Source organism: Amycolatopsis sp. NPDC054798 (genome assembly GCF_053611505.1).
Genome location: NZ_JBSHAM010000011.1, coordinates 128,069 through 153,903, shown reverse-complemented (window position 1 = coordinate 153,903; position 25,835 = coordinate 128,069). Strand labels below are relative to the sequence as shown.

General features: G+C 69.7%; 24 protein-coding genes. 11 read left to right on the top strand and 13 right to left on the bottom strand.

The genetic code is table 11. The features are described from left to right. Nucleotides 1–3 precede the first annotated feature (3 nt). Together ACWGIC_RS10290 and ACWGIC_RS10285 are read left to right on the top strand one after the other, a co-directional pair. On the top strand, nucleotides 4–1,191 hold the full coding sequence (locus tag ACWGIC_RS10290; protein ID WP_452075586.1) for a hypothetical protein: 1,188 nt from the start codon (nucleotides 4–6) through the stop codon (nucleotides 1,189–1,191). Then, nucleotides 1,184–4,858, top strand: coding sequence for an FkbM family methyltransferase (locus tag ACWGIC_RS10285; RefSeq protein WP_452075585.1), 3,675 nt, complete (start codon nucleotides 1,184–1,186; stop codon nucleotides 4,856–4,858). The genes ACWGIC_RS10290 and ACWGIC_RS10285 overlap by 8 nt, the downstream gene beginning before the upstream one ends. Nucleotides 4,859–4,879: 21 nt before the next feature. Here ACWGIC_RS10285 and ACWGIC_RS10280 read toward each other — a convergent pair whose 3' ends face one another. After that, complete coding sequence (locus tag ACWGIC_RS10280) at nucleotides 4,880–6,031, bottom strand: hypothetical protein (RefSeq protein WP_452075584.1); 1,152 nt, start codon at nucleotides 6,029–6,031, stop codon at nucleotides 4,880–4,882. Between the two features lie 195 nt (nucleotides 6,032–6,226). Here ACWGIC_RS10280 and ACWGIC_RS10275 point away from each other — a divergent pair, with 195 nt between their 5' ends. Further along, complete coding sequence (locus ACWGIC_RS10275; RefSeq protein ID WP_452075583.1) at nucleotides 6,227–7,801, top strand: acyltransferase family protein; 1,575 nt, start codon at nucleotides 6,227–6,229, stop codon at nucleotides 7,799–7,801. 80 nt (nucleotides 7,802–7,881) lie between these two features. Here the strand turns inward: ACWGIC_RS10275 and ACWGIC_RS10270 are convergent, their stop codons facing one another. Together ACWGIC_RS10270 and ACWGIC_RS10265 are read right to left on the bottom strand one after the other, a co-directional pair. Then, entirely contained in the window at nucleotides 7,882–8,556 is a 675-nt protein-coding gene (locus ACWGIC_RS10270; protein ID WP_452075582.1) for a response regulator, read from the bottom strand. Beyond that, nucleotides 8,553–9,671: a sensor histidine kinase gene (locus tag ACWGIC_RS10265; protein ID WP_452075581.1), complete on the bottom strand. Its 1,119-nt coding sequence runs from the start codon at nucleotides 9,669–9,671 to the stop codon at nucleotides 8,553–8,555. Before ACWGIC_RS10265 ends, ACWGIC_RS10270 begins: the two co-directional genes overlap by 4 nt. Before the next feature lie 135 nt (nucleotides 9,672–9,806). Between ACWGIC_RS10265 and ACWGIC_RS10260 the strand changes: the two genes are divergently transcribed. Then, entirely contained in the window at nucleotides 9,807–10,436 is a 630-nt protein-coding gene (locus ACWGIC_RS10260; RefSeq protein WP_452075580.1) for a dihydrofolate reductase family protein, read from the top strand. Here the strand turns inward: ACWGIC_RS10260 and ACWGIC_RS10255 are convergent. Next, entirely contained in the window at nucleotides 10,376–11,218 is an 843-nt protein-coding gene (locus tag ACWGIC_RS10255) for a helix-turn-helix transcriptional regulator (protein ID WP_452075579.1), read from the bottom strand. The two genes, ACWGIC_RS10260 and ACWGIC_RS10255, sit on opposite strands and share 61 nt — an antisense overlap. A 103-nt stretch (nucleotides 11,219–11,321) precedes the next feature. Here ACWGIC_RS10255 and ACWGIC_RS10250 point away from each other — a divergent pair, with 103 nt between their 5' ends. The 4 genes from ACWGIC_RS10250 to ACWGIC_RS10235 are packed head-to-tail and all read left to right on the top strand — an operon-like array spanning nucleotide 11,322 to nucleotide 14,651. Continuing rightward, a complete protein-coding gene (locus ACWGIC_RS10250; RefSeq protein WP_452075578.1) occupies nucleotides 11,322–12,764 on the top strand; it encodes an MFS transporter in 1,443 nt (480 codons plus the stop codon). A gap of 46 nt (nucleotides 12,765–12,810) precedes the next feature. Continuing rightward, nucleotides 12,811–13,335 (top strand): RNA polymerase sigma factor, encoded by a 525-nt coding sequence (locus ACWGIC_RS10245; RefSeq protein WP_452075577.1) that lies wholly within the window; start codon nucleotides 12,811–12,813, stop codon nucleotides 13,333–13,335. After that, nucleotides 13,328–14,215, top strand: a complete 888-nt coding sequence (locus ACWGIC_RS10240; protein WP_452075576.1) for a VOC family protein — start codon at nucleotides 13,328–13,330, stop codon at nucleotides 14,213–14,215. Before ACWGIC_RS10245 ends, ACWGIC_RS10240 begins: the two co-directional genes overlap by 8 nt. Nucleotides 14,216–14,267: 52 nt before the next feature. Continuing rightward, entirely contained in the window at nucleotides 14,268–14,651 is a 384-nt protein-coding gene (locus tag ACWGIC_RS10235; RefSeq protein ID WP_452075575.1) for a hypothetical protein, read from the top strand. A 27-nt stretch (nucleotides 14,652–14,678) separates the two neighbouring features. Here the strand turns inward: ACWGIC_RS10235 and ACWGIC_RS10230 are convergent, their stop codons facing one another. Both ACWGIC_RS10230 and ACWGIC_RS10225 read right to left on the bottom strand, forming a co-directional pair. Continuing rightward, nucleotides 14,679–15,089, bottom strand: a complete 411-nt coding sequence (locus tag ACWGIC_RS10230; protein WP_452075574.1) for a VOC family protein — start codon at nucleotides 15,087–15,089, stop codon at nucleotides 14,679–14,681. A gap of 106 nt (nucleotides 15,090–15,195) precedes the next feature. After that, complete coding sequence (locus tag ACWGIC_RS10225) at nucleotides 15,196–16,503, bottom strand: UDP-glucose dehydrogenase family protein (RefSeq protein ID WP_452075573.1); 1,308 nt, start codon at nucleotides 16,501–16,503, stop codon at nucleotides 15,196–15,198. A gap of 174 nt (nucleotides 16,504–16,677) precedes the next feature. On the opposite strand from ACWGIC_RS10225, the gene ACWGIC_RS10220 reads away from it, so the two are divergent. Further along, nucleotides 16,678–17,436, top strand: a complete 759-nt coding sequence (locus ACWGIC_RS10220) for an SDR family NAD(P)-dependent oxidoreductase (protein WP_452075572.1) — start codon at nucleotides 16,678–16,680, stop codon at nucleotides 17,434–17,436. A gap of 52 nt (nucleotides 17,437–17,488) precedes the next feature. Here the strand turns inward: ACWGIC_RS10220 and ACWGIC_RS10215 are convergent, their stop codons facing one another. The 3 genes from ACWGIC_RS10215 to ACWGIC_RS10205 all read right to left on the bottom strand — a co-directional run bounded on the left by ACWGIC_RS10215 (nucleotide 17,489) and on the right by ACWGIC_RS10205 (nucleotide 20,695). Then, complete coding sequence (locus tag ACWGIC_RS10215; protein ID WP_452075571.1) at nucleotides 17,489–18,169, bottom strand: class I SAM-dependent methyltransferase; 681 nt, start codon at nucleotides 18,167–18,169, stop codon at nucleotides 17,489–17,491. A 153-nt stretch (nucleotides 18,170–18,322) separates the two neighbouring features. Next, nucleotides 18,323–18,958, bottom strand: coding sequence for a PadR family transcriptional regulator (locus ACWGIC_RS10210; RefSeq protein ID WP_452075570.1), 636 nt, complete (start codon nucleotides 18,956–18,958; stop codon nucleotides 18,323–18,325). A gap of 90 nt (nucleotides 18,959–19,048) precedes the next feature. Further along, nucleotides 19,049–20,695 carry a TM0106 family RecB-like putative nuclease gene (locus ACWGIC_RS10205; protein WP_452075569.1) on the bottom strand — a complete coding sequence of 549 codons (1,647 nt, stop codon included), beginning with the start codon at nucleotides 20,693–20,695 and terminating at the stop codon, nucleotides 19,049–19,051. A 106-nt stretch (nucleotides 20,696–20,801) separates the two neighbouring features. Between ACWGIC_RS10205 and ACWGIC_RS10200 the strand changes: the two genes are divergently transcribed. After that, a complete protein-coding gene (locus ACWGIC_RS10200) occupies nucleotides 20,802–21,281 on the top strand; it encodes a DUF6474 family protein (RefSeq protein ID WP_452075568.1) in 480 nt (159 codons plus the stop codon). A gap of 65 nt (nucleotides 21,282–21,346) precedes the next feature. On the opposite strand, the gene ACWGIC_RS10195 is transcribed toward ACWGIC_RS10200, so the two are convergent. From ACWGIC_RS10195 to ACWGIC_RS10180, 4 genes are read right to left on the bottom strand one after another with little or no spacing between them, the layout of a single operon-like run. Next, nucleotides 21,347–22,318 (bottom strand): glycine betaine ABC transporter substrate-binding protein, encoded by a 972-nt coding sequence (locus ACWGIC_RS10195; RefSeq protein ID WP_452075567.1) that lies wholly within the window; start codon nucleotides 22,316–22,318, stop codon nucleotides 21,347–21,349. Next, nucleotides 22,318–23,097, bottom strand: a complete 780-nt coding sequence (locus tag ACWGIC_RS10190) for an ABC transporter permease (protein WP_452075566.1) — start codon at nucleotides 23,095–23,097, stop codon at nucleotides 22,318–22,320. Before ACWGIC_RS10190 ends, ACWGIC_RS10195 begins: the two co-directional genes overlap by 1 nt. After that, nucleotides 23,094–24,290, bottom strand: a complete 1,197-nt coding sequence (locus ACWGIC_RS10185) for an ABC transporter ATP-binding protein (RefSeq protein ID WP_452075565.1) — start codon at nucleotides 24,288–24,290, stop codon at nucleotides 23,094–23,096. Before ACWGIC_RS10185 ends, ACWGIC_RS10190 begins: the two co-directional genes overlap by 4 nt. After that, nucleotides 24,277–24,924, bottom strand: coding sequence for an ABC transporter permease (locus ACWGIC_RS10180; protein ID WP_409186827.1), 648 nt, complete (start codon nucleotides 24,922–24,924; stop codon nucleotides 24,277–24,279). The genes ACWGIC_RS10185 and ACWGIC_RS10180 overlap by 14 nt, the downstream gene beginning before the upstream one ends. Before the next feature lie 280 nt (nucleotides 24,925–25,204). Between ACWGIC_RS10180 and ACWGIC_RS10175 the strand changes: the two genes are divergently transcribed. Further along, nucleotides 25,205–25,762, top strand: a complete 558-nt coding sequence (locus ACWGIC_RS10175) for a hypothetical protein (RefSeq protein WP_452075564.1) — start codon at nucleotides 25,205–25,207, stop codon at nucleotides 25,760–25,762. Nucleotides 25,763–25,835: the final 73 nt, after the last annotated feature.

Genomic DNA, 25,835 nt, shown 5'->3' with positions numbered 1-25,835 from the left:
CTGGTGTCCTGGCAGGAGGAGCTGCGCCGGCTGGACGAGGAGCTCGCGTCAGGGCGACTGTCCGCGGACGACTATCGCATCCGGCGTGATCAGGTGCTGTCCTCGGCCGTGGGCCAGCAGGACCAGCCCGCCCCGCCGCCGCAGAGCCAGAGCGCGGACTCGACGCAGGTGATCGCCCCGGTCAGCCCGCCCGGCGGCGTGCCGCAGCAGCAGCCGCAGGCCCCGCAGCAGCCGCCCGCCGACGGCGGTGCCGAGCGCACCCAGGTCGTGCAGTCGTGGCAGACCCAGCAGCCGCCCGCGGACGCCGGTCCCGAGCGCACCCAGGTGGTGCAGCCGCAGCAGCACCAGCCGCAGGCGCACTACTCCCCGCCCGGCGGGTTCCCGCAGGGCGCGCCGTCCTCGCCGCCCGGGGGTTTCCCGCAGCAGCAGCCGTGGAACGCGGCCGAGAGCGACCAGACCCCGCCGTGGGGCGGCGGCGATCTTCCGCCGCTCGGCCCGTCCGGCGGCGACTCCGAATGGGTCCGCCAGGGCCCGGAGTACTTCAGCGACAAGCCGAAGAAGAGCAACGGCAAGAAGATCGGCGCGATCGTCGGCGCCGTCATCGTGCTCGCCGGCATCGCGTTCGGCGCGTACTGGCTGTGGGGCCGCGACAGCGGAGGCGGCGGCACCGAGCAGACCAGCGCACAGCACCAGCCGGGTCCGTCGTCGGCTCCGAAGCCGCCGGACCCCCTCGGCGTCGCGAGCATGCCGGGCAAGGCCGAGACGCACGACGACGTCACGTCGTTCTCGCAGGTCGACACCCTGAAGTACCTCAACCCGCAGGAACTGAGCGCCTACCAGGCGGCGGGCACGTCCAAGGTCAAGTTCGTCGTGTACCACCTCGACGACGGCAACCTGATCACGCTTTTCCTCGCACAGGCCAGCAGCCCGACCGCGGCGAAGAACGCGGCCGAGAAGCTGATGGAGGTCCAGGTCACGAACGGGGCCAAGCGCGACACCACCGCCCCGAACGGCGTCTACGCCACCGCGATCGACCCGAAGGACGGCCAGTCGGCCCAGTCTCGCGGGCACTACGCGCACGGGAATGTGATCGTCCGCGTCGAGGTGTCCGGCAAGGCCGCCGAGCAGACGAAGACCGACTTCACCACCGCGCTGAACCAGCAGCTCACGGTACTGACCGCCGATGCCTGAGCCCGGTACCACCGCCTGCACGATCGTCGCCCGCAACTACGTGCCGGCCGCGCGTGTGCTGGCCCGGTCCTACCTCGAGCACCATCCGGGCGGCCGCTTCGTCATCGCGGTCATCGATGCCCCGCGCGATCAGGCGGAACGGGCCGGCGACGGACTCACCGTCGTCGGCCCGGCCGCGTTCGGCATCGACGAGGACGACTACCTGCGGATGGCGACCGCGTACTCGGTCACCGAACTGGCCACGTCGGTCAAGCCGTACCTGCTGCGCGAGCTGCTGAAAGAGTCCGAGGCCGCGATCTACCTCGACCCGGACATCGAGCTGTTCGCGCCGATTCCCGAGGTCGCCGAGCTGGCCAAGGAGCACGACATCGTGCTCGCGCCGCATTTCCTGACCCCGTTGCCGCAGGACGGCATGGAGCCGGACGACGCGGTGATCATGGGCACCGGCATGTTCAACCTCGGCTTCATCGGCGTTGGCCGCGGCGCTGGGCCGTTCCTCGACTTCTGGGCGGGAAGGCTGCGCCACGACGCGATCGTCGCGCCCGAGCAGCAGCTGTTCACCGACCAGCGCTGGGTCGACCAGGTGCCGTCGCTGTTCCGGCACCACGTCGTCACCGATCCCGGGTTCGACGTCGCGTACTGGAACCTCCACGAGCGGCCGATCGGCCGTGACAAGGACGGCAACTTGACCGCGGGCGGCGCGAAGCTGCGGTTCTTCCACTTCAGCGGCTACCGGCCGGAGAAGCCGTGGCTGCTCAGCTTCCACTGCGCGCGCAAGCCGCGCGTGCTGCTGTCGCACAACGACGACCTTCGCGCCATCTGCGATTCGTACGGCACGAAGCTGCGCGAAGCCGGGTACGCCGAGTCGCTCGACTCGATTCCGTATGGCTTCAAGGACTTCCAGGACGGCACGCCGGTGCCGAAGCTCGCGCGGCGCGTTTTCCGCGAGGGCTGGATCAAGGCCGAGCGCAAGAAGAAGCCCGCGCCGCCGCACGCGTACGCCGAGGACGGCGGGCTCGCGTTGCGCGAATGGCTTGCCACGCCGGAGGATCAGGGCCAGGCCGCGGCCGGGCTGAACCGGCTGACGCACGCGATCTGGGCGTCGCGGATCGACCTGCAGATGGCGTTCCCGCATCCCTACGGCGACGACGCCGACGGTTTCCGGCACTGGTGCGCCGGGTCCGGCGTCTCCGAGGCCGGGCTGCCGGAGTGGGCGCTGCCGTCCGAACCGGTCGCGACCCGTCCGCCGCACGACGAGTTCGGCGTGAACCTGCTCGGCTACCTGACCGCTGAGCTGGGGCTCGGCGAGATGGGCCGGATCGTGCTCGAGGCGATCGAAACCGGCGGCGTTCCGGTGGCCACGGTGCTGGAGGAGAAGGCGGTCTCTAACCGCACCGGCATCGAGCGGCCGGCAACGGTCGGCGATCCGCGGTTCCCGGTCAGCGTGTTCGCGGTGAACGCGGACCAGACGCGCACGATCCTGACCAACCACCCCGAGGTCGGCGCCGGGCGCTACCGGATCGGGCTGTGGGCGTGGGAACTCGAGGATTTCCCGCAGTGGCAGCACGAAGCGTTCGGGATGCTCGACGAGATCTGGACGGTCAGCGACTTCTGCCGCGAGGCGTTCGCCGCGCATTCGACGATCCCGGTCAAGACGATCCCGGTGCCGGTGCGCGATCCGGGCGAGCCGTCTCCGCCCGCACGCGACAAGGGCGAACCGGTGCGGTTCCTGTTCGCCTTCGACTTCAACAGCGTCGCTGAGCGCAAAAACCCTTGGGGCGCGGTCGAAGCGTTCCAGCGGGCGTTCCCTGGCCGCGACGACGTCCGGCTCACGGTCAAGGCGATCAACTCGAAGCTGCACCCGCAGGCCGCCGAACGGCTGCGCGCGGTGGTCCGCGGCGACGACCGGATCGAACTGATCGAGCGCTACCTCAGCGTCGCCGAGCTGCACGAGATGTACGAGACCAGCACCGCTTACGTTTCGCTGCACCGCAGCGAGGGCTTCGGCCTCACCGTCGCCGAGGCGATGGCGCGCGCGATGCCGGTGATCTCGACGGATTACTCCAGCACCACCGAATTCCTCGACGAGTCGACCGGCTGGCCGATCCCGTACCGGCTGGTGCCGGTCGGCGAGGGCAACTACCCGTACCACGCCGACGCGGTCTGGGCGGAGCCCGACCTGGACGCCGCCGCGGCCGCGATGGTGCGGATCGCCGACGATCCGGACGAGGCGACGGCCCGGGGCCGGCGCGCGCGGGAGGCCATCCTGCGCGACCGGTCGATGGCGACCGCGGCCGAGTGGATGCGGCGCGAACTGGAGCAGGCGCACGAGAAGTGGCAGGAGCGGCAGCGCACCGCGGCACCGCCGCCTGAGCACCCGCTGAACCCGCTGCAGCAGGCGACCGAGGCGTTGCGCTGGCGTCCGGAAGCGAGCGCGCCGTCGCGGCTGCCGCTCGCGCCCGCGCTGCGCAAGGCCGTGCTGCGCGCGATCGACCACTACGACGTGCACCAGCGCAACGTGATGGGCGCGCTGCTCGCGGCCACCGAGGAAAGCAACCGGCGGTTGCTGGACCGGATCGAAGGCCTGGAACGCACTGTCGACGAGTCTCGCCGGGCCGCGCTGTCCACGCGCACGCTCGGCGAACGGCTCGAAGCGTTGCGCGGCACGGTCAACGAGCTGCGTCGCCAGACCCCGGAAACGAACCTCGCGCTGCGCAATCTCGAAGCGGACGTGGCGAAGCTGGCCGAGGGTTACGACGGCGTCGGCGCGGAGGTCGAAGCCGCGGCGGGGACTGTGCACAAGATGTTCGCGCGCCGCGACGAACGGCTCGACGCCGACGAGAAGGCCATCCAGCGGGTGACCCTCGACGTCAGCGCGATGCGGGACGCCGCCCGGCTCCGGCACGCTCCGGTGCCGCGCGGGGCGGACGTCGTCCAGTGCGACGTCGGCGCGCTGCTGATGCCGGTCGACGAGGTCATGCTGCCGTGGATCCTGTTCCACCGGTCCTGGGAGGACAGCGAGGCCGAGCTGATGGCGTCGCTGGCGGACGGCGCGTTCCTCGACGTCGGCGCGCACGTCGGCTACCACACGCTGCGGCTGCTGCGGGCCACGCCGGAAGTGACCAGGGTGATCGCGGTGGAGGCCGATCCGGTCAACGCCGCGTACCTGCGCCGCAACGTCGAGGTCAACCTGCCCGCCGCGGCGGGCGAGCTGGTCACGGTGGTCGAGTCGGCCGCGTGGGACGAGCCCGGCACCGTGCACCTGGCGCAGGCGACCCCGGGCAACAGCGGCGACAACCGCGTCACCTTGGACGGCTCCGGCGTCGAGGTCCCGGCGGTGCGGCTGGACTCCGTGCCCGAGGTGACCGAGCAGCGGATCAGCCTGGTGAAGGTCGACCTGCAGGGCCGCGACCACCGGGCGCTGGCGGGTCTGGCCGAGGTGCTGCGCCGCGACCGGCCGCACGTCGTCTGCGAGTTCGACCCGGGCGCGATCACCGAGCTGGGCGACGACCCGGCCGCGGTGCTCGCCGGGTACCGCTCGTTCGGCTACACGCCGAAGGTGGTCACCGACGACGGTCCGGCCGACAAGGTGCTGGACGATTCGGCGATCATCGCGGCGGCGAAGGCGGACGAGAAGGAATTCGTCACGCTCTGGCTCGCGCCCTGAGCTGATCGCGCACGTGGTGCCTCAGGGTGCCACGTGCGCGATGGTCAGCAGGAACGCGCCGTACCAGGCGCTTCCGATGGTGATCACCGGCAGCAACACCGCCAGTACCCGGTTCGGCAGCTTCGCCAGCATGAGCGCGACCGGCACGGTCAGCACGAACGCCGGGAGCAGGAAACGCGCGCGGGACTGGAAGAAGTCCGACGAGCACAGCGCGATCAGCACGGTGAGCGTGCCGTAGATCTGCCACGGTAGCGGCAGCCGCGTCGCCCACGTCCAGAACTGCAGCGCGACCGCGGCGAGCACGACGAGCGCGGTCACGGTGATCCAGCTCGACTCGTCCGAGGTGAGGCCTTCGCGGACCTGGGTCCAGGTGAAGACGCCGAAATCGAAGTGCATCTGCCAGGCGTTCTGCAGCCAGAACCAGCCGTCTGGGCGGCCGGTCTGGATCCAGACGTAGCCGAGGTAGCCCAGCAGGCCGAGGGGCGCGATCAGCCCGCCGACCCACGGCCGCCAGCCGTCGCGACGCTGGAAAACCGCGATGAGCGCGGCGATGCCGACCGCGGCGATCAGCGCGCCGGAACTCGCCCGGGTCAGCCCGGCCAGCACCGCGAACCCGCCCGCGAGCAGCCATTCGCGGCGCTCGAGCAGGACGAGCGTCCAGGCCACGAGCGCCATCAGCAGCGCTTCCGAATACGCCAGGTGCAGCGCCGTCGAACCCGGCCCGATCGACCACAGCACGGCGACCAGCAGGCCCACGCGCGGTCCGGCCAGGTCGCGGCCCAGCACGAACAAGCCCCACGCCGCCGCGCACCCGGCCAGCAGCGAGATCGTCATGCCTGCCGCGAGCGGCGGGATCCCGACCAGTGTCAGCAAGGCCACCGTCGCCGGGTACAGCGGGAAGAACACCAGGCTGTTCTCTCCCGGCAGCCCGTCGGCGTCGAGCACGACCGGCTGGTCGTAGCCGTGCTGCGCGACCGAAAGGAACCAGTTCGCGTCGAAATTGTCGATGAACCGGCCCGGCGACACGTCGGCCTTCCAGCTCATCATCCACAGCACGCCGAACGCGAGGATCTGGAACAAGAGGTAGAGGCTGATCGCCGGGGCGGCTTGGCGGAAGGCGGCGCGCAGGGTCGGTGAACGCTCGACGGCTCCGTCGAGACTGGACTGCTGCACGCTCCCCGAACTCCTGAACTACCTAGCGCAAAACCGGATGAATTCGTGCCTGATCGTACCTGCCGACCGCATAATCCGAGGCCAGACCGGGTTTTGTGACTTATCCCCAGCACGGGTGCCAATTCCGGGGAGTACGTCCGGAGCGGGTCTGCGAGACGGTAACCTTCTCCGGGTTGTCGGTAGCGGAAGACGGGGGTGAGCACGCTGGCCGAGCCGAATTCCGCTGCCCTGGCCGAGCCGTCGCCCGCCGTGGCGAAGAAGACCCGGATCGTCTTCATCGACATCGGTCGCGGCCTCGGCGCGCTGCTGGTCTTCTACAGCCACATCGCCCATCCCTGGGTCATCGCGAAGAACGACAAAGCCCCGTACATCGACTTCATCGAGGCGCTCACGAGCGGCCCGATGCACATGGCGAAGCAGGGCATCGGGCAGATCGCGGTGCCGTTCTTCTTCCTGGTCAGCGGTTTCGTCGTGACGCCGATCGCGCTGCGCCAGGGTAGCGGGCGCTTCGCGCTCAACCGGTTCATCCGGGTGTACGCGCCGATGCTGTTCGTGGTGCTGCTGACCGCGTTCCTGCTGCTGGTGAACCTGCACCCGCCGTCGACCGGGCAGTCGCAGACGCTGAACCCGCTCACCGTCCTGACCAACACCGCGCTGGTCAACTACCTGATTTTCCCGCAGGTCGTGCTGGTGCCGGTGGCCTGGACGATGATCGTCGAGGTCATTTTCTACCTGCTGCTGATGGCGGTGCTGCCGCTGCTGCGCCGGTGGGTGTGGCTCGCGATCGCGGTGGAGCTGACGTTCATCTTCGTGGTGATGATGAGCCGGTCGCAGTTCGGGCCCTCGTGGTCGCTGTTCGCGGTGAACGTCTCGTACCTGCCCGCGATGGTGATCGGCCAGATCATCTGGGCGACGACCAAGAAGCAGATCCCGCTCTGGACCGGCGCGCTGTACGGCGGCTGCGCGTGGTCGCTGTACGTGCTGGCGGACGTCATCAACGTCGGCCGCGTGGACAGCTCGTACAACCTCGCGCTCGCCTTCGCCGTCGCCTGCTTCCTGATGGGCATGTTCGCCGAGGACCGGCTGAAGCAGCGCAAGATCTGGACCATGCTGTCCGAGCGCAGCTACTCGATCTACCTGCTGCACATGCTGGTCACGTTCGTGCTGCTGCAGCTGCTGCGCCCGGCGGTGCCGCTGCCGATCGCGCTGCTGATCGTGATCCCGGCGGTGTTCGGGGTGGTCGAGTTCAGCTACCGGTTCGTGGAACGGCCGAGCCACTCGCTGGCGCGGCGGTTGTCGCACCGGCCGAAGCCTCCTCCGCCCGCGCCGGAGACGCCCGAGCCTCCGGTGGAGCCGCCAGTCGAAACGCCGGGGGAAACCACCCAGCTCGTCGATGACGTCAATGACACTGAAGTGACCCTCGAGATCCCGAGGATTCCCGCCGAACCGCAGCCGCCGCGCCGTCCGGCACCTCGGCCGCTTCCGGTGCAGAACGGGCGAATGCCGAGGAACGGCGCTCCGCCGCCGAACGACGTTCCGCGCGCGATGCCGCCTCGCGCGAATGGCGGTGCGCACCGGGCGCGGCCGGTCGCCGAATCGGGCGTCGACCGCGCCGCCGAACCGCCGGTGCGCCGTGCGATGCCTCCGCGTCGCCGTCCGTCAGCTCCGCCGGAGCTGCGCTACCAGCCGGACCAGGAAAACCAGGCCCAGCGCGGCGACCAGGACGATCTCCCACGCCACCGGGACTCCTTCCGTCACACCCCTCGCTGAGGTGTGATGCTCTGCCGGTAAGGCGTGCGAGGGTGGGACGACGTTCATCGACACGGCGTAACTCACACTCCTGGCTTAGCTCACTTGTGCGAGCGGCGCGGGGTGACAAGACCGGATTCGTACGCCAGCACCACGAGCTGCGCCCGGTCGCGCGCCCCGATCTTGGTCATGATGCGGCTGACGTGCGTTCGCGCCGTTGCCGTGGAGATCACCAGGTGGGCGGCGATTTCGTCGTTCGACATCCCGCCCGCGACCAGCGCCAGCACCTCGCGTTCGCGTTCGGTCACCTCCTGCACGGCTGAGGTGTCGATCCGCCGATGTTCCGGCCGTCCGACGATCTCGGCGATCAACCGGCGCGTGACGGTCGGGGCGAGCAGCGCCTCCCCCGCCGCGACGACGCGCAGCGCGTGCAGGAGTTCGACGGGCTCGGTGTCCTTCAGCAGAAAGCCGCTGGCCCCGGCGCGGAGTGCCTCGTAGACGTACTCGTCGACGTCGAAAGTGGTCAGGACCAGCACTTTCACGCCGCCGAGGTCGGGGTGCGAGGTGATCCGGCGGGTCGCTTCGAGGCCGTCGGTGCCGGGCATCCGGATGTCCATCACCACGATGTCCGGCCGGTGCTCGACCGCCTGCGCGACGGCCTGCTCGCCGTCGCTCGCCTCGCCGGCGACCTCGAAGCCGTCCTCGGTGTCCAGCAGCAGCCGGAATCCGGCGCGGACCAGGGCCTGGTCGTCGGCCAGTACGACGCGGATGGTCATTTCTCCCCCTCCACGGGCAGTTCCGCCCGCACCTGGAAACCCTGCCCGGTGACGCTCGCCTCGACGCTGCCGCCGAGCGCGGTCGCGCGTTCCCGCATGCCGCGCAGGCCGTGCCCGGGCGTCGGCTGGACGGTGCCGCGGCCGTCGTCGCGCACGATCAGGACCAGCGTGCCCGGCTTCCGTTCGAAGCGGACTTCGACGCGCTGTGCCCCGTCGGCATGCCGGACGACGTTGGTCAGCGACTCCTGGAGGATCCGGTACGCCGCGCCGTCCACCGGCGCGGGCAGCTCGCCGGCTTCACCGTGCAGCTCGACGGCCAGCCCGGCGGCGCGTGCGTGGTCGAGCAGTTCGTCGACCTGCGCGAGACTCGGTGCGGGCGCGCGGTTCTCGCCGGAACGCAGCACGGCGAGCGTCGCGCGGAGATCGTTGAGCGCGGACGCACTGGCCGCCTTGATGTTGAGCAACGCCTCTTTCGCCTGCTCCGGCCGCCGATCCGCGACGTGTGCGGCGACGCCTGCCTGGACGTTGATCATCGCGAGGCTGTGCGCGACGACATCGTGCACTTCGCGGGCGATGCGCAAACGCTCCTGCTCAGCCATCCGGTGCCGGTGCTCGTCGGCCTGCTCGCGGCGGGCGGCGACGGCCGCGAACTGGAACCGCACCGCAGTCGCGATGCCGATCACGGCGGCCATCCAGACCACGGCGAACAATGCCCACGCACTGATCGCAAACGTTTGCGCGGCAAAGATGTGGACCACGTACGCCGCCGTGAGGACAGCCGCACCGGTGCTTCCGGCGACCACCGGACCCCTACGCCGAGTCAGCACGAACAGCGCGATGGTCGGGACGACGATCACCGGCCCGCCGGGCTCTGGCGACAGGTAGTAGGCGTAGGCCGAGGCCGCGGTGAGGACGAACAGCGGCAACGGGTACCGGTGGACGAACAGCAAGGTGAGCACGGTCGCGGCCAGCCACGCGGCACCAAGCGCGCTCAGCGGGTGCGAGGCATGCTGCCAGCGGCCGGACGCACTGGAACCGCCGAGCACGAAGGCGAGCACCACGAAGGTCCGGAACACCCGCCCGAACCACGGGTTCTGCGCCCGCCACCAGTACATGGTGCGAAAACTACCGGGGAAGACGGCCGCGCGCGTCCGTCGTGAAGCGCGGGATCCGGCTACGCGCGACGCGGTATGTCGAGAACGCTCGGCCAGCTCCGTTCACTGGTCAAACGGCGAAAAAAGGAGACGGTGATGGGCGAGGTAGTGGCCGGGGCGAGCATGTCGCTGGACGGTTTCGTGGCGGGGCCGGGCGAATCGGGGTTCGATTTGCTCTTCGGCTGGATGGGCGGCGGCACCGAAGAGGTGCAGACCGCTCAGCCGGACCGCGTACTGCGCATGTCCCCGGCGAGCGCGAAGGTCATGCGCGCGCAACTGGAGTCGACTGGGGCGCTGCTCGTCGGTCGGCGGCTGTTCGACCTCACTTCGGGCTGGGGCGGGACGCATCCGTTCGGCGGGCCGGTGGTCGTGGTGACGCATCAGCCGCCCGCCGGATGGGAGGACTCGCCGTTCACGTTCGTCACCGAAGGCATCGAGGTCGCGGTGGCGCGGGCGAAGGAACTGGCCGATGGCCGTGACGTCGGGGTGAACGCGGGCGAGATGGCCCGGCAATGCCTGGAGGCCGGGCTGCTCGACGCGGTGCGGATCGATCTGGTGCCGGTGCTGCTCGGCGGCGGGGTGCCGCTTTTCGGCGAGTTCGGTCTTGGCCCGGTACGCCTCGGCACGCCTGAAGTCACCCCCGGCGAGGGCGTGACCCACCTGCACTACCGCGTCGGCACGAACTCCCGCAGCTTCTCTAGCGTCTCGTCGTTCGCCGGGGTGTAGACCGACATCCGGATCTCTGAGCGGCGGCCGGCGTAGAGGTAGGTGAAGTCGAACGTCAGCAGGCCCGCCTCCGGGTGCAGGTACCGCTTGCTCTTGGCCAGCTCGGTGTTCACGTCGTGCTGGCTCCACAGCTCGTCGAAGCACGGCGACTCCGCCCGGAGCCGTTTGACCAGCGACTTCCAGCCGGGCTCGCCCACGTGCTCGGCCATCGCGGCACGGAAGGACGAGACCATCCGCGGCACGTTCTGTTCCCAATCGACCATCCGCTCTTTCCACTGTGGATTGAGCAGGCACTGGACGAGCGTGTTGCGGTCCTCATACGGGATCGTGTCGACACCGCCCATCAGCCAGTCGTAGCCGGCGTTGTGGCCGAGCACGTCGAAGCGCGCGTTGCGGACCGCGACCGGGAACGGCTCCAGCTGCACCATCATGTCGTGCATCGACGGCGTGATCGCGGAGCAGTGCTTCTTCTCGGTCACCGGTTCCGGAGCTCCGGCGAGGGTGAACAGGTGCACGTGCTCGTGCGGATCGAGCCGGAGCGTGCGGGAGATCGCGCTGAGCACCTGCTCGGACGCGTTGATGTCGCGGCCCTGTTCGAGCCACGTGTACCAGGTGACCCCCACCCCGGCGAGCTGCGCGACCTCCTCGCGGCGCAACCCCGGCGTGCGCCGCCGGCCGCCGATCGGCAGGCCTACCTGTTCGGGCGTGATCCGTCCGCGCCGGTTGCGAAGGAACTCTCCCAGTTCGGTCCGGCGCAGGCGGTCTTCGATGCCACTGGTCACGAGTACCAGGAAAGCACACCGCCGACCCTGTTACCAGGTAGTCGCAGTACCAGGATAAAAGCACACCTGGTACCAGGGTGTTCCGCAGCGGAACGTAGTACTCATGACGACTACCACCACCGCCCCGGCAACGGCCACCGCCGCCGTCGGGACGCCGGAGCGGACGGGACTCACGTCCGCCGGCTTGATCACTGTGCTGCTGGGGGCGGCGCTGCCGATCATCGACTTCTTCATCGTCAACGTCGCTCTGCCCACGATCGATGCCGACCTGCACGCCTCCACCGCGACGCTCGAACTCGTCGTCGCGGGCTACGGCATCGCTTACGCGGTGTTGCTCGTGCTCGGCGGACGGCTCGGCGACACCTTCGGCCGCCGCAAGCTCTTCCTGCTCGGCCTCACGCTGTTCACGCTCACCTCGCTGGCCTGCGGGGTCGCTCCGGACGCCGCGACGCTGGTCATCGCCCGCGCCGCACAGGGCGCGGCTTCGGCGATGCTGCTGCCGCAGGTGCTGTCGATCATCCAGGCCGGCACCACCGGTGAACGCCGCTCGCGGGCGATCGGCCTCTACGGCGCGACCGGCGGGATCGCCACCGTCGTCGGGCAGCTGCTCGGCGGGGCGCTGGTGGCGGCCAACCTGTGGGACCTGAGCTGGCGGCCGATCTTCCTGGTCAACGTGCCGATCGGGATCATCGGGCTGCTGCTCGCGCGCCGGACGGTGCCGGACAGCCGGGCGAGCAACCCGCTCGGCGTCGACCGCTGGGGCACCGTGCTGCTGGCCGTTTCGCTGCTGTCGCTGCTGATCCCGATCATGGAAGGCCGCGCGCTCGGCTGGCCGTGGTGGAGCATCGCGCTGCTGGTGGTCTTCCCGTTCGCGGCGTACGGCTTCGCCCGGGTAGAGCGGAATCTCGAAGCCACCGGCGGCACTCCGCTGTTGCCGCCGGCCCTGCTGCGGACCGCGAGTGTGCGGCATGGCCTGACCGTCGCGGTCCCGTTCTTCGCCACCTTCGGTTCGTTCATGTTCGTCTACGCGGTGACCCTGCAGAACGGCCTGCACCTCGGCCCGCTCGGCGCCGGACTGGCCTTGACCCCGATGGCCGTCGCGTACTTCACGACGTCGCTGGCCAGCAGCCACCTGGTCGCCCGGTTCGGCCGCAAGATCGTGCCGATCGGCGGGCTGATCCTCACCGTCGGCCTGATCGCGCTCGCCGGGACCGCGCTGCTGGACTGGCCCGACCTGTCGCTCTGGCAGCTGGCCCCGGCGATGGTGCTGATCGGGATCGGCAACGGGCTCGCGATGAGCACGCTGTTCCGCGTGGTGCTTTCGCGGGTGCCCGCCGACCTGGCCGGGGTCGGCGGAGGGGTGCTGACCACGACTCAGCAGACGTCGCTGGCGCTGGGCGTCGCGGTGCTGGGCAGTCTGTTCGCCAGCCTGAGCGTGCCGGGAGCGCTGGGTTACCAGGGGGCGTTTGTGCTGGTCATCGGGATTCTGGCGGCACTGGCGCTGCTGGTGAGCGGGCTGGCGCGCAAGCTGCCCGATCCGCGCTGAGAATTTCCCCCGACGGAAAACCCCGCTCCCGGACGACGATGGGGATGTGACGGAACCTCGGGTGCAGCCAGACCCGGCCTTCGCGCTGCTCGGCCTCTACGAGACGGCGCTGCCGGAGGTCTATGGCTACCTGCTCGCGAGGTGCGGCGACCGCGTGCTGGCGGAGGAACTGACGTCGGAGACGTTCCTCGGCGCGGTCGCCGCTTGCCGCAAGGAGCACGCGCCGCCGGTGAGCACGCCCTGGTTGATCGGGGTGGCCCGGCACAAACTGGCCGATCACTGGCGGCGCACCGAACGGGAACAGCGCGGGCTGCGGCTCGTGCACGACGCCGGATGCGACGTCGAAGATCCCTGGGACGAACAGCTCGACGCCCTGCGCGCGCGGCAGGTGCTCGAATCGCTGTCGGTCTCGCATCGGGCGGTGCTCACCTTGCGCTACGTCGACGGCCTCCCGGTGCGCGACGTCGCCGCACATCTCGGCCGGACCATCCACGCGACGGAGGCGTTGCTGACGCGGGCCAAAACCGCGTTCCGCCGCAGCTACCAGGAGAAGGAGGGACGCGATGGCTGAACCATTCGACGCGCTTGCGCTGCCCTCGACTCCGGCCGACCCCGATCCGGCCTTCGCCGAGCAGCTGCGGGACGACCTCCGCCGCCTGATCCTGAACGGAGCGGAGATGACCACCACCGAAACCCAGCAGGCCCAAGTGGGTGCGCTCACGCCATATCTCGCGGTGACCGACGCCAGGGCCGCGCTCGACTTCTACGTCGAGGTCTTCGGGGCGCGACGCCGGGCCGAGCCGATCGTGATGGACGACGGCCGGATCGGGCACGCCGAGGTCGCCATCGGCGGCAGCGTGCTGATGCTCGCCGAGGAGTTCCCGGAAATGGGCAACGTCGTCGCCCCCGAGGGCGGCGCGATGGTGCGGGTCGAGGTGCCCGACCCTCGGCGCGCGGCGCAGCGGGCGGTGGAACTGGGCGCGGAGCTGCTGCGTCCGGTCGAGGACCGCGGCTACGGACTGCACGGTGCGATCAAAGACCCGTACGGCCAGCGTTGGCTGGTCGCGCAGGCCGCGCCGCGCGCGAAGGCGCCCGAGGAGCGCACGTACCGGCACGGCGAGGCCGGGTACTTCACCTTCCAGGTGCCCGACGACGGCCGGGCCAAGGCGTTCTACGGCGCGGTGCTCGGCTGGCAGTTCACCCAGGGCAGCCTGCCGACCGCGTGGCGCATCGAAGGAGACGGTCTTCCCGGCGGGCTGTGGGGCGGGCCGGAACTGCAGACCGGCTGGAAGCTGATGTTCGCCGTCGACGACCTCGAAGCCGCGCTCAGCCGGGTGCGCGAGGCGGGCGGCCGGGCAGGCGAGGTGGAGAATCCGCCGTACGGCCGAACGGCGGATTGTGCCGACGACCAGGGGATCGAGTTCTGGTTGTGGGAACAGCCACGCACGTGACCTCGGCCAAAACCCCGGCGGCAAACCGGCTGCCGGGGCGCACACTCGGGAGATGGCCGCGCACTGGACGCCCCGCGACGAAGCCGAACTGACCGCCGGCTGGCAGCTGTGGCTCGCGCTGGGCTCGTGCGCCTGGCCGGGACCGGACTGGGACGGCACGCCCGCCGAAGCGGTCCGCGGCCTCGAACGGTGCTTCGCCGCGTGCGACGAAATTCTCGCCGCGCACGGCCAGCCGGACTCGGCGGTGGCCGGGCTGGTGCGTTCGATGATCCTGGCCGCCAACTGGACGCTCGAACTCTGGCGGGACGACGCGGCTCAGCTCGATTCCGAACGCGCCGCGCTGCTGCACGCCGACCTCGCCGCGTTCGCCGACCACGCGGAAAGCGTCCGGACCCTGCTGGCCGCGGGCGGCGGGTGGGCCTCGCTTTCGCTGTGACCCGCCCGCCGTCCGTCTACAAAGGACTTACCAGCGCGACGGCCGCTTCCGCTCCGGCTCGTACGGCTGCGTGAGGACCTCGATCCCGTTTCCGCCCGGGTCAAGGAAATACACGCCGCGGCCGCCGTGGTTGTGGTTGATCTCGCCGACCTGCTTGCCCATCGGATCGGCGTGGTACTCGACCCCGGTTTCCTTCAGCCGCGCGAAAAACGCGTCGAAGTCGTCCTCCGGAATGAGGAAGCAGTAGTGCTGCAGCTTGCGATCGGAGTCCGGAACCGTGGCGAAGTCGAGCCGTACGCCGTTGCTGGTTTCGACGGGGATGAACGGCCCCCACTGCTCGCCGATCTCGAAACCCAGCAGGTTCGCGAAGAATTCGGCGGATTCCCGGTTGTCCCGGGACGGGACCATCAGATGATTCAGTTCAAGAGAAACGGACACGAAGCAATGCCTCCAGAAGGCATCCCAGCACCTCCATGTCTCACCCAGCCGGTGACCGACACGCGATGCCGCCAAAGATCATAGCCCAACCGGAGCGAATCTCCAATCAGGAAACCGGAACTCGCCGACGGGCCGCGCGCGGACGGCCGACGCCCTGCCACGACAGCCCCGCGTCGAGGATCATCCCCGGGTCGAGCAGATTGCGGGTGTCGACGACGTCGTCGCCTTCCATCGCGTCCGCGATCGCGACCCAGTCCAGGTTCCGGAACTCGGCCCATTCGGTAAGCACCACAACAACATCCGCGTCCTTGGCAACCTGATAGGGATCGTCCACGACGGTCATCCCGGCGATCCCGCCGGACACCGCCGGGTCGTACGCGGTGATCTCCGCGCCGAGCGCGCCCAGCACGGAAGACACCGCCAGCGCCGGGGAATCGCGCAGATCGTTCGTGCCCGCCTTGAACGCCAGGCCCAGCACGCCGATCCGCGCACCGGCCAGAGTTCCGCCGCAGGCGCCGGCGATCTTCGCCACAATGCGGTCGCGCTGGGCGATGTTCTCGTCGATCGCCGAGGTCAGCATGCGGAAGTCGTAGTCGACCGACTCCGCGACCTTGACCAGCGCGCTGGTGTCCTTCGGCAGGCACGAACCGCCCCAGCCCGGGCCGGGTTTGAGGAACGTGCGGCCGATCCGCCGGTCGTAGCCCATGCCTTCGGTGACCAGGTCGATGTCCGCGCCGAGCCGTTCGCACAGTTCGGCGATCGAGTTCACATAGGACAGTTTGAGCGCGAGAAAGCAGTTGGCCGCGTACTTGACCAGTTCCGCGCTGGCCGCGTCGGCGACCACGATCGGCGCGGCGAGATCGCCGTACAACTGCCCGACCCACGCGGCCGCGGCGGGCGAATCCGATCCGACCACGATCCGGTCCGGGTTCAGGAAGTCTTGCACCGCAGTGCCTTCGCGCAGAAACTCCGGATTGGACACGATCGGCACGTCGTCGCGGCCGACCATCGCCTTGATCCGTTCCGCGGTGCCGACCGGCACCGTCGACTTCGTGATCAGCGCGCAGCCGGACGGAAGCACGTCGCCGATCTCCTCGGTCACCGCCTCCACCGCGCGCAGATCCGCGGACCCGCCCGCGCCCATCGGCGTCGGCACACAGAGGAACACGCCCTCCGCGCCGCGAACGGCTTCCCGCGCTCCGACGACGAACGACAGCCGTCCGTTCGCCAATCCGCGGGAGACCAGTTCGGCCAGTCCTGGTTCGAGGATGTCCACGCGACCGGCGGAGAGCCGGTTCACTTTCGCCACGTCCACGTCCACACAGGTGACGCGGTGCCCGAGGCTCGCGAGACAAGCCCCCGTGGTCAATCCGACGTATCCCGTCCCTACCACCACGATCCGAGCTGAGCTCATGACGCTGAAGGTGACAGCCGGAGTTGACCTCAGTGCTAACGGAAGCGGTCGTGGCCGAATACTCCTCGCGACGAGACAGCGGGTGAGGCGGCACACTCCGGCACCGGTGCGAACGAGCGTTAACCTGGGCCCGGAGGTGCACCGCGGCACCGGAGAGCAGGAGGAAGGCTGAAGATGCAGATCACCGACACCGCAGCGCTCGTCACGGGTGGCGCGTCCGGGCTCGGCGGCGCGACCGCCAAGGCACTGGCCGCGAAAGGCGCGCGAGTGTTCGCCCTCGACCTCGCGCCTTCGATCGAAAAGGCCGAGCAGATCGACGGCGTCACCTACGTCGAGGCCGACGTGACCGACCCGGACCAGGTGCAGGCCGCCGTCGACACCGCGGCCGGCTCGGGCGTACCGCTGCGCACGGTGGTCAACTGCGCGGGCATCGGGCCGTCCGCACGCATCCTGTCCCGCAAGGGCAGGCACGACCTCGCGCTGTACGCGAAGGTCGTCCAGATCAACCTGATCGGCACCTTCAACGTGGTCACCATCGCCTCCGAGGCGATCGCGAAGACCGAACCGCTGGCCGACGACGCACGCGGCGTCATCATCAACACCGCGTCCGTCGCCGCGTACGACGGCCAGATCGGGCAGGTGGCGTACGCGTCGTCCAAGGGCGGCGTAGTCGGGATGACGCTGCCCGCCGCGCGCGACCTCGCCTCGCACGGCATTCGCGTGCTGACGATCGCCCCCGGCATCGTCGACACCCCGATGCTCGCCACGGTCAGCGACGAGTTCCGCGCCGGGCTCGCCGCCGGCGTGCCGTTCCCGAAGCGGCTGGCGCGGCCGGACGAGTACGCGCAGCTCGCCCTGTCGCTGATCGACCACGACTACCTCAACGGCGAGGTCGTCCGCATGGACGGCTCGCTGCGGATGGCCCCGCGCTGACCTGCTGACGGGTGGCTGCAGCGCCCCCTCGGCGCTACAGCCACCCGCCCGGTCACTCCTTGCGCATCCGCACGTCGAGGCCGATCCCGTCGGGGGCCACCTCGCAGGTGCGGAACTTGCTCTCCGCGACGGTCGCGGAGAACTGCCCGGGCGTGTACGCCCGCCGCCGCAGGGCCCGGAGCGTGCGAACGGTGGTGAACGTGGCCACCGGGCCGAGATTCATCCGCGCGACCTCAGCGTCCAGCTCCGCGTCCGTGGTGCTCTTGCTCAGGTCCTGGATCAACGCGACGCCGCCCGGCCGCAGCACCCGGTGCATCTCGTCGAGCGCGTCCACCGGGTCGGCGAAGTTCTTGAACGCCGCCTGGCACACCAGGAAATCGAACGATCCGTCCACGAACGGCATCGCCGCCACGTCGCCGCGGCGGAAGTCCACCGAGACGCCCTGTTCCTTCGCATACTCCTTGGCCAGCTGGACGAACGTCCGGCTGACGTCCAGCCCGGTCACCGTGCACCGCCCGGAGCGGGCCAGTTCCACCGCGAAGAACCCCGGCCCCGGCGCGACCTCGAGCACGTCGGAGCCTTCGGCCAGCTCCGAAGCCAGCATTTCGGCCGATTCGCGGTACTGCACGAGCTGCGGTTCGGTTCTGCGCCCGCGCGCGTAAGCCCGGGCGACCGGCCCCTCCATCTCCGGCAGCAGTTTCGTGCGATGGCGTTTGACCTGGGTGTTCCCCATGTGCTTCTCCCTGTTCGGTTGAGACCGAACCAGAGGCCGCGGGGCCGGTATCCTTCTCGACGCAGCCTGAGGACAGGTTTCCGCACCCGCGGTTTCCGGTTCGACGGTTCCCGGTCCCGGGGGCGGTGTGCCAGCACCTCCTCCGGGACCTCTTCATTCGCCTTCGTTCGCCACGAAGGCGGCCAGGTCCGGCAGCTCTCCGGTTTCCCGGTAGCGCCGCCATTCCCCGACCCCCGGTATCGCGCCGGTGGCCAGCTCTTCGCGCAGCCCGCGGACCCATTCGGCCTCCGCGCGCCACATCGCCAGTTGGTACTCCGCCTCGACGAGAACCAGCCGCGGCACCTCGGTCCGCATCCTCGCCAGCACCTCGACGCGGTCCTCGATCATCCGCTCCAGCTCGCCTGCCCGGTGCCCCAGCTGCTGGTCGACGACCTCCGGCCGGAGCGCGAGCATCACCGACAGCCCGGTGTGAAAGCGCGTCGGCTCCGGATCCGGGACCCCGAGCAGCTCGGCGATCCAATCCTCCAGCTCGGCCTGGCCCGCCTCGGTGATCCGGTACACGGTCCGTTCCGGCCGGGCCCCGTCCCGCACGTTCTCGACCGCCTCGAGGAAGCCGTGCTTTTCGAGGTTGCCGACGACCGTGTAGAGCGAACCCCACTTGATTTTCAGGTCGCCTTCCTTGCCGCGTTCCCGCAGCAGAGTGGCGACCTCGTACGGATGCATCGGCCGTTCGAACACAGTGGCCAGCACGGCGAGGCCCAGCAGGTTGGAGACCTTCCGCCGCTTCACCTCGGACCTCCTCGCAGACGAGTACTCGCCGACGAGTATATGCAGAAGCGCGCGGAACGGCAACGCCGAAACCGGGGCGCCGCCAACGGATCAGAGGTCCAGCATGTACGGGACCTCGTCCTGGGCCCGTCCGCTCATCCACTCCCGCAGGGCCTTGGTCGCCAGCACGTCGTCCTCGTTGTAGCGCAGCAGCCGCTCGCGCTGTTCGTCGTCGGGGACCTCGCCGTCCATCCCGACCGCGTCGCGATACCACCGCATCGACGCCTCGCCGCCCGCCTCCGGATCCCGCCAGGCGAACCCGGCCACCGGCGCGATCACCTTCAGCCCCTTGCCCCGCGAGCACAGGAACTGATCCGTGACGCTGCGGAACAGATCCACCCATTCCTCGGAGTCCACAAAGGACTGAATGGTGCGCTTCTCCGGAATCCCGGGGTACTCCCCGAACCGCTCGACCGACCCGAACAGCCACCGGTTCTCCGCGAGCGCGTTGTAGCAGTACGCCCGGAAAGTCAGCCCGGCGGCGAGAGTCCGCTCCCGCACGTCGGTGAACCAAGCCCAGAACTCGGCGAACGACCGCGCCTCGTCGACCGTCGGCAGCGGCTCCCAGGTCGCGAACGCCCGGTAGCCCCGCGGCACCCCGATGTCCGCTCCGGACAGCAGCGTCCCCCACAGGTACGCCCCGGAATCGCCGAAACTCTCCATGTCCACGTCGACCTCGACGTCCGCGCGCGGCACCTCGACCTTCGGCGTCCGCCGCACCACCGTCAGATCGGCCAGCCACGCCCTGGCCAGCATGATCGCGTCGGAGAACGTGCCGCCCGTCCAGTTCATCGGCGGCATCTCGGCTGCCGGGTCCAGCGCAGCCAGTTTGTCTACAGTGGACACTCCGACGCGGCGCAGCTCTCCCGCGTCCTCGCCGCGCACCACCAGGCTCACGTCGCGGGTTTCAGTGAGCACGACCTCGCACGTTGCCCAGAACGGACACCGGCGGCACTCCAGCACCCGCGAAGGCGCGGCCAATGCCTCAGCTCCGGTGGCGGCCGCCGTCGCCACAGCCAGCCGGTCCTCGAATCGCGCGTCGTACTCTTCCAGCGCGCTGCGGCCGCCCGGCCAGGTGCCCGCGGTGAGGTCGTGCCACACGACGACATCGGCGTCGAGACCGATCACGCCGCCGACCGCCCGACCGGCCGCGGCTAGCCCGCGCGTCTCCAGCATCCGCCGCAGATGTGCGAGCCGCAGCTGGTCCCGCGGCTGCGAACGCACCTTGCGCAGCTCGTCCGGCGAACGGCGCGCCGGATCCAGCTCAGTCATCGCGGTGGTGGGCGCGCCCTGGCCGCGGTCGGTGATCCGGTGCCGGACCACCAGCACCGGCACGTATCCCTCGCCGACGCGCACGAGCAGGTCGATCCCGCCGCGCCGGTGCCCGACCGGATCGGCGGGCAGCAGCGCGCCCCAGATGTACTGCACGCCCTCAGCGAACGCTTGCTCGGTGAGCCGCACCCGCTCGCCCGCGGACGCGGTGCGCGGGACCCGCGCCCAGGTGGCCTCTGGCCCCGAGGCCGCGACCAGCTGTTCGAGAATTTCCGCGCGGTGCGCGGTCGCGTCGTCGATGCGCTGCTGCGCCGTCGGATCCGGCGGCGGCAGCGGCACGTCGCGCATCGCCGGGTCGTGTTCCAGGTGCACCCGGCGGCGGCAACGACTCACTGCTCCCGCGTCGAGCAACACCTCGTCTCCCATAGCGATCACAATAGATCGTGGGTACGACATTCCCCGCGCGAGCCGACATGCCCGTCACGTCGGGGACCAGTAAGTTCATGCGGAGAAGGCGTGGGAGGTAACGGCCATGGCGCGCAAGGCCAAGCAAGACAAGGCCAAGCAGGACGAGGGTGAAGCCCGGTTCACCCCGAAGAAGGCGAAGAACGCGGTCGCGGTGGCCAAGGTCATCGGGCCGGCGGTGCTGCCCGTGCTCGCGCCGTACGCGGTCCGTGCGGCGGGCGCGGCGCGAGAGGCATACGACCGCTACCAGGCCCGCAAGCTGGGCGTGGCGGTCGATCAGCTCGGCGAGTACACCGGCCGCGGCGCGGCGCTGCACGCCCGGATCGCGGGGCTCGTGCAGGGGCTCGGCGAGCTGAAGAAGTCGGCGAAGGCGACCGAGCAGGACCAGAAGTTCGCTGCCGAAACGCAGTCGACGCTGGAGCAGCTGTCGGCCACGGTGCGCGCTGCCGAGCGCATGCCCTCGGCTCGGCGCAAGGCCGCGCACCGCGCGGTGACCGGCGAACTCGAACGGCTGGAAGAACAGCTGCTGCACCGGTTGGGCATCTGAAAATCCGTGAAGGGCTCCTTGAGGGAATCTGATTCCCTCAAGGAGCCCTTCACGGACCTTGGGCGCTACTTGATGAAGCCCTTTTGCAGCATCCAGTCGTGCGCGACGGTTCCGGCGTCCTTGCCGTCCACGTCGACCTGTTTGCACAGCTCGACCATCTGCTTGTTGTCGATCGCCGCCGCCACCTTCTCCAGCGGCCCGCGGATTTCCGGGTGCTGGTTCAGGAAGTCGGTTCGCAGCGTCGCCGCCGCGTTGTACTGCGGGAACGCCTTCTTGTCGTCCTCGAGCACGCGCAGGTTCAGCCCGGAGATCCGGCCGTCGGTGGTGAACACCTCGCCGACCGGGCAGGTGCCGTTGGCCACCGCCGAATAGATGGTGCCGATCCCGAAGTTCTCGATCTTCGGGTTCTTGAACCCGTACGCCTTGACCGCCGCCGGGAACCCGTCCTGGCGGCTGGTGAACTCCGTCTCCAGGCAGAACCGGTTCTGGTCCGGATGCGAGGTCAGGAATTTCGCCAGGTCCGAGGTGGACTTGAGGTTGTTCTTCGCCGCGTACGCCTCGGTGGTGGCGAACGCGTACTGGTCGTTCAGCGGCGAGTAGTTCAGCCAGGTGACGCCGTACTTCTCCGCGTCGGCCTTCTTCGTGGCCTCGTACTGCGCCTTCTCCCCGCCCGGCACCGGCAGTTCGTTGCCCTGGTAGTTGATCCAGCCGGTGCCGGTGTACTCCCAGGTCACGTCGGTCTGCCCGTTGAGCAGCGCCTGCCGCGACGAGTTCGACCCCTTGATGTCGGTGAGGTCGATGACGTCCGCGCCCGCCGCGCTCAGCGCCATTTCGGCCATGTAGCCGAGGATGATGTTCTCGGTGAAGTCCTTCGACCCGACGACCACGCGCACGCCCTCGAGCGACGGGATCGGCCGGATCGACCCTGGTTCGATCTTGAACGGGATCGAGGTGTTGACGTCGAGCCCGCACGCCGAGAGCGTCCCGGCGAGCAGGGCGGCGCCGACGAGCGCGCCCGCCTTTTTCAGGACGTTCATCAGCGCAGTCCCTTCGGTCCGAAGTACTGCTCGGCGACCGCGCCCAGCCAGTCCACCAGCAGGGCCAGCGCGACGGCCAGCACCGAACCGGTGATCAGCACCTTGGTGAGGTTGAGCTTGTAGCCGGTGTCGATCAGGAGCCCGAACCCGCCTGCGTTGACGAACATGCCGAACGTCGCGGTGCCGACCGCCAGCACGAGCGACGTGCGCAGACCGGCGAGGATCAGCGGGACGGCGAGCGGGAATTCCACCCGCCACAGCACCTTCGACGCGGACATCCCGATGCCGCGGCCGGCGTCGATGAGCGACGGGTCGACCTGCTGGATGCCGACCATTGTGTTGCGCAGCACCGGGAGCAGCGAATAGAACGCCAGCGGCAGCGCCGCGACCCACAGCCCGCCGACCGCGCCGGTGAAGATGAACCACAGCACCAGCACGCCCAGCGCGGGCGCGGCCTGTCCGATGTTCGCGATCGCCAGGAACACCGGCGCGAGCCATTTCGCCCACGGCCGGGTCACGATGATGCCGAGCGGCACCGCCACCAGCACCACGATCGCGGTGACCACGACGGTCATCGCCAAGTGATCGCGCAGTGCGGTGAGCAGCGATTCCGCGTTGAGCGTTTCCTTTTCGGTCGCGGTGAGCCCGCTGGCGAACACCCAGACGAGCGTGGCCGCGACGATCAGCACGACCACGACGGGCTGGGCGAACAGCCGGACGCGTTCCGCGCGGCGGGAGCCTGATTCGGTGCTGAATCCGGTATCGACGGCAGCGGTCATGCCGTGGCCCCGTCCTCGTCGACGTGGTCGTCGGCGTGCTCGTCGCGCAGCTGCTGGATGGTGGCGATGACCGTGTCCAGCTTGATCGTGCCCGCGTACTCGCCGCGCGGGCCGGTGACCGGCACCGAACCGCCTTCGGCGAGCATCGCCTCAAGCGCGTCCTGCAGCGTCGACTGGAGGCTCACGATGTCGCGCAGCGGCTTGCCGACCGAACCCAGCGACGTGGCGTTGGTCAGCTCGCGCACGTGCACCCAGCGGATCGGCCGCCGCCGCTGGTCGAGCACCAGCGCGAACGGCTTGCGCGATTTGCTCAGCTTCTCCCGCACGTCGGCGGGCGCTTCGTCGATCGTCGTGGTGAGCGCGTCCTGTTGCAGTTCGACGTCGCGCACGCGCAGCAGAGTCAGCTGCTTGAGCGAAGCGCCGGCGCCGACGAAACCGGCGACGGTGTCGTCGGCCGGGTTCGCCAGGATCGACTCCGGCGTGTCGTACTGGAGGATCTTCGACTGGTTGCCGAGCACCGCGATCCGGTCGCCGAGCTTGACCGCCTCGTCGAAATCGTGCGTGACGAAGACGATGGTCTTCTTCAGATCGGTCTGCAGCCGCAGCAATTCGTCCTGAAGGTTGCCGCGGGTGATCGGGTCGACCGCGCCGAACGGCTCGTCCATCAGCAGCACCGGCGGGTCGGCGGCGAGCGCGCGGGCCACGCCGACGCGCTGCTGCTGCCCGCCGGACAGCTGGCGCGGATAGCGGTCGCGGAAATCGGCCGGGTCGAGCCCGACCAGGTCCATCATCTCCTCGACCCGCGCGGACACCTTCTTCTTGTCCCAGCCGAGCAGACCCGGCACGACGGCGATGTTCTGCGCGACGGTGAAGTGCGGGAACAGCCCGGCCTGCTGGATCGCGTAGCCGATCTGGCGGCGCAGGGTGTCCACGTCGAGCTTCAGCGCGTCCTGCCCGCCGATGGTGATCCGGCCGGACGTCGGCTCGATCAAGCGGTTGATCATCCGCATCGTGGTGGTCTTGCCGCAGCCGGACGGGCCGACGAACACCACGATCTTGCCGGCGGGCACGACCATCGAGAAATCGTCGACGGCCGGGGCGCGGGTGCCGGAGTAGCGCTTGGTGACGTGGTCCAGTTCGATCTCGACGCCGGAGACGTTTTCTTCGGTCGCAGTGTGCTCAGCCACGGACACCCCTAGAAATGGTGAATCGCTTGATCAGGACGTAGATGCCGTCGAGCACCAGCGCGAGGATGACGACGCCGACGGTGCCGGTGAGGGCCTGGTTGAGGGAGTTCGTGCTCCCGGCGTTGGTGAGGCCGGAGAAGACCTCCGCGCCGAGGCCGGGGCCCTTGGCGTAGGCCGCGATCACCGCGATGCCCATGAGCATCTGCGTGGCGACCCGCATCCCGGTGAGGATCGCCGGCCAGGCCAGCCGCAGTTCGACCCGGGTGAGCACGGAGATCCGGCTCATCCCGATGCCGCGGGCGGCGTCGGTGATCGCCGGGTCGACCGCGTCGAGGCCGACGATCGTGTTGCGGACGATGGGCAGCAGGCCGTACAGCACGAGCGCGATCACCGCGGTGGTCGAACCGAGGCCCGAGAGCGGGATCAGCAGACCCAGCAGGGCGAACGACGGGACGGTGAGGATCGTGCTGGCCAGCGCCGTGGCGACAGCGGAACCGATGGGGCTGCGATAGACGGCGATGCCGATCAGCACGCCAAGGATCGCGGCGAGGATCGTGCACTGCACCACCATGCTGGTGTGCAGCCACGCCTGCAGCAGCAGCCTTCCCCACCGGTCCGAGATGTACTCGAAGAGGTTCATCCGTATTCGTTCTCCCGCCAGCTTGCGAGCCCCGGACGTCACCCGTTCGGAGTAGCCCATCAATCGGCAGGGTGACTACCCGGAACGGATACGGTCGAAACCCCCACTTCTCGGTTGTGATTTCCCACCGTTTCGCATCGGCGATGGGTCGGCAACCGAAGCGAGGGGCCCCACCGGGCGGTTTTTACCGGATCGAGACCCGTCTACCTGTGCGTTTTCCGCGAGTGCTCACCATTCGAGATGCTTCAGTCACCCACCGGAGTGCCGTTAAGCTGCCCGAATGAGCACTCCGGCCCGGCACCGCGGCGCACTCGCCGCTGTCCGCGGCGGACTGCTCGCGCTGAGTTCGGCGTCACTCGCCGTCACCGCGCACGCGGCCGCCGACGGCGGGCTGCCGGATCCCGCGCTCACCCTGCTGCTGACCGGACTGCTCGGCTGGACCGCCACCGCGCTCGCCGGCCGGGCGCGCGGACCGCTCGGCACGATCGCCGTGCTCGGCGGCGGGCAGCTCGTGATGCACCTGGTGCTGACGACGCTCGGCGGGCACGACCCCAGCGGTGCGGCCACCGCGCCGGACGGCTGGGCGATGACCGCGGCGCACGCCGTCGCGACCCTGCTCACCGCGCTCGTGCTGGCGCGGGCGGACGCGATGCTGCTCGCGGTGCTGCACGTCGTGCGGATGATTCTCCCGCTGCTGATCCGGCCGGTGCCGGTTCCGGTGGCGGCGAGCGGTGTCGTGCGGCCGCGTGCGGCTGGGGCGGTGCCGCTGCTGAGCGTGGAATTGCGGCGAGTCAGGGGAAGACGCGGGCCGCCCTGGGTGCTCCTGAACTTCTCGTGAGTGTTCAAGCCGGTTAGAACCGGCTTTACCACTCACAACCCTTTCCCCCTTTCCGGCGCAGGCTTCGCCCTCC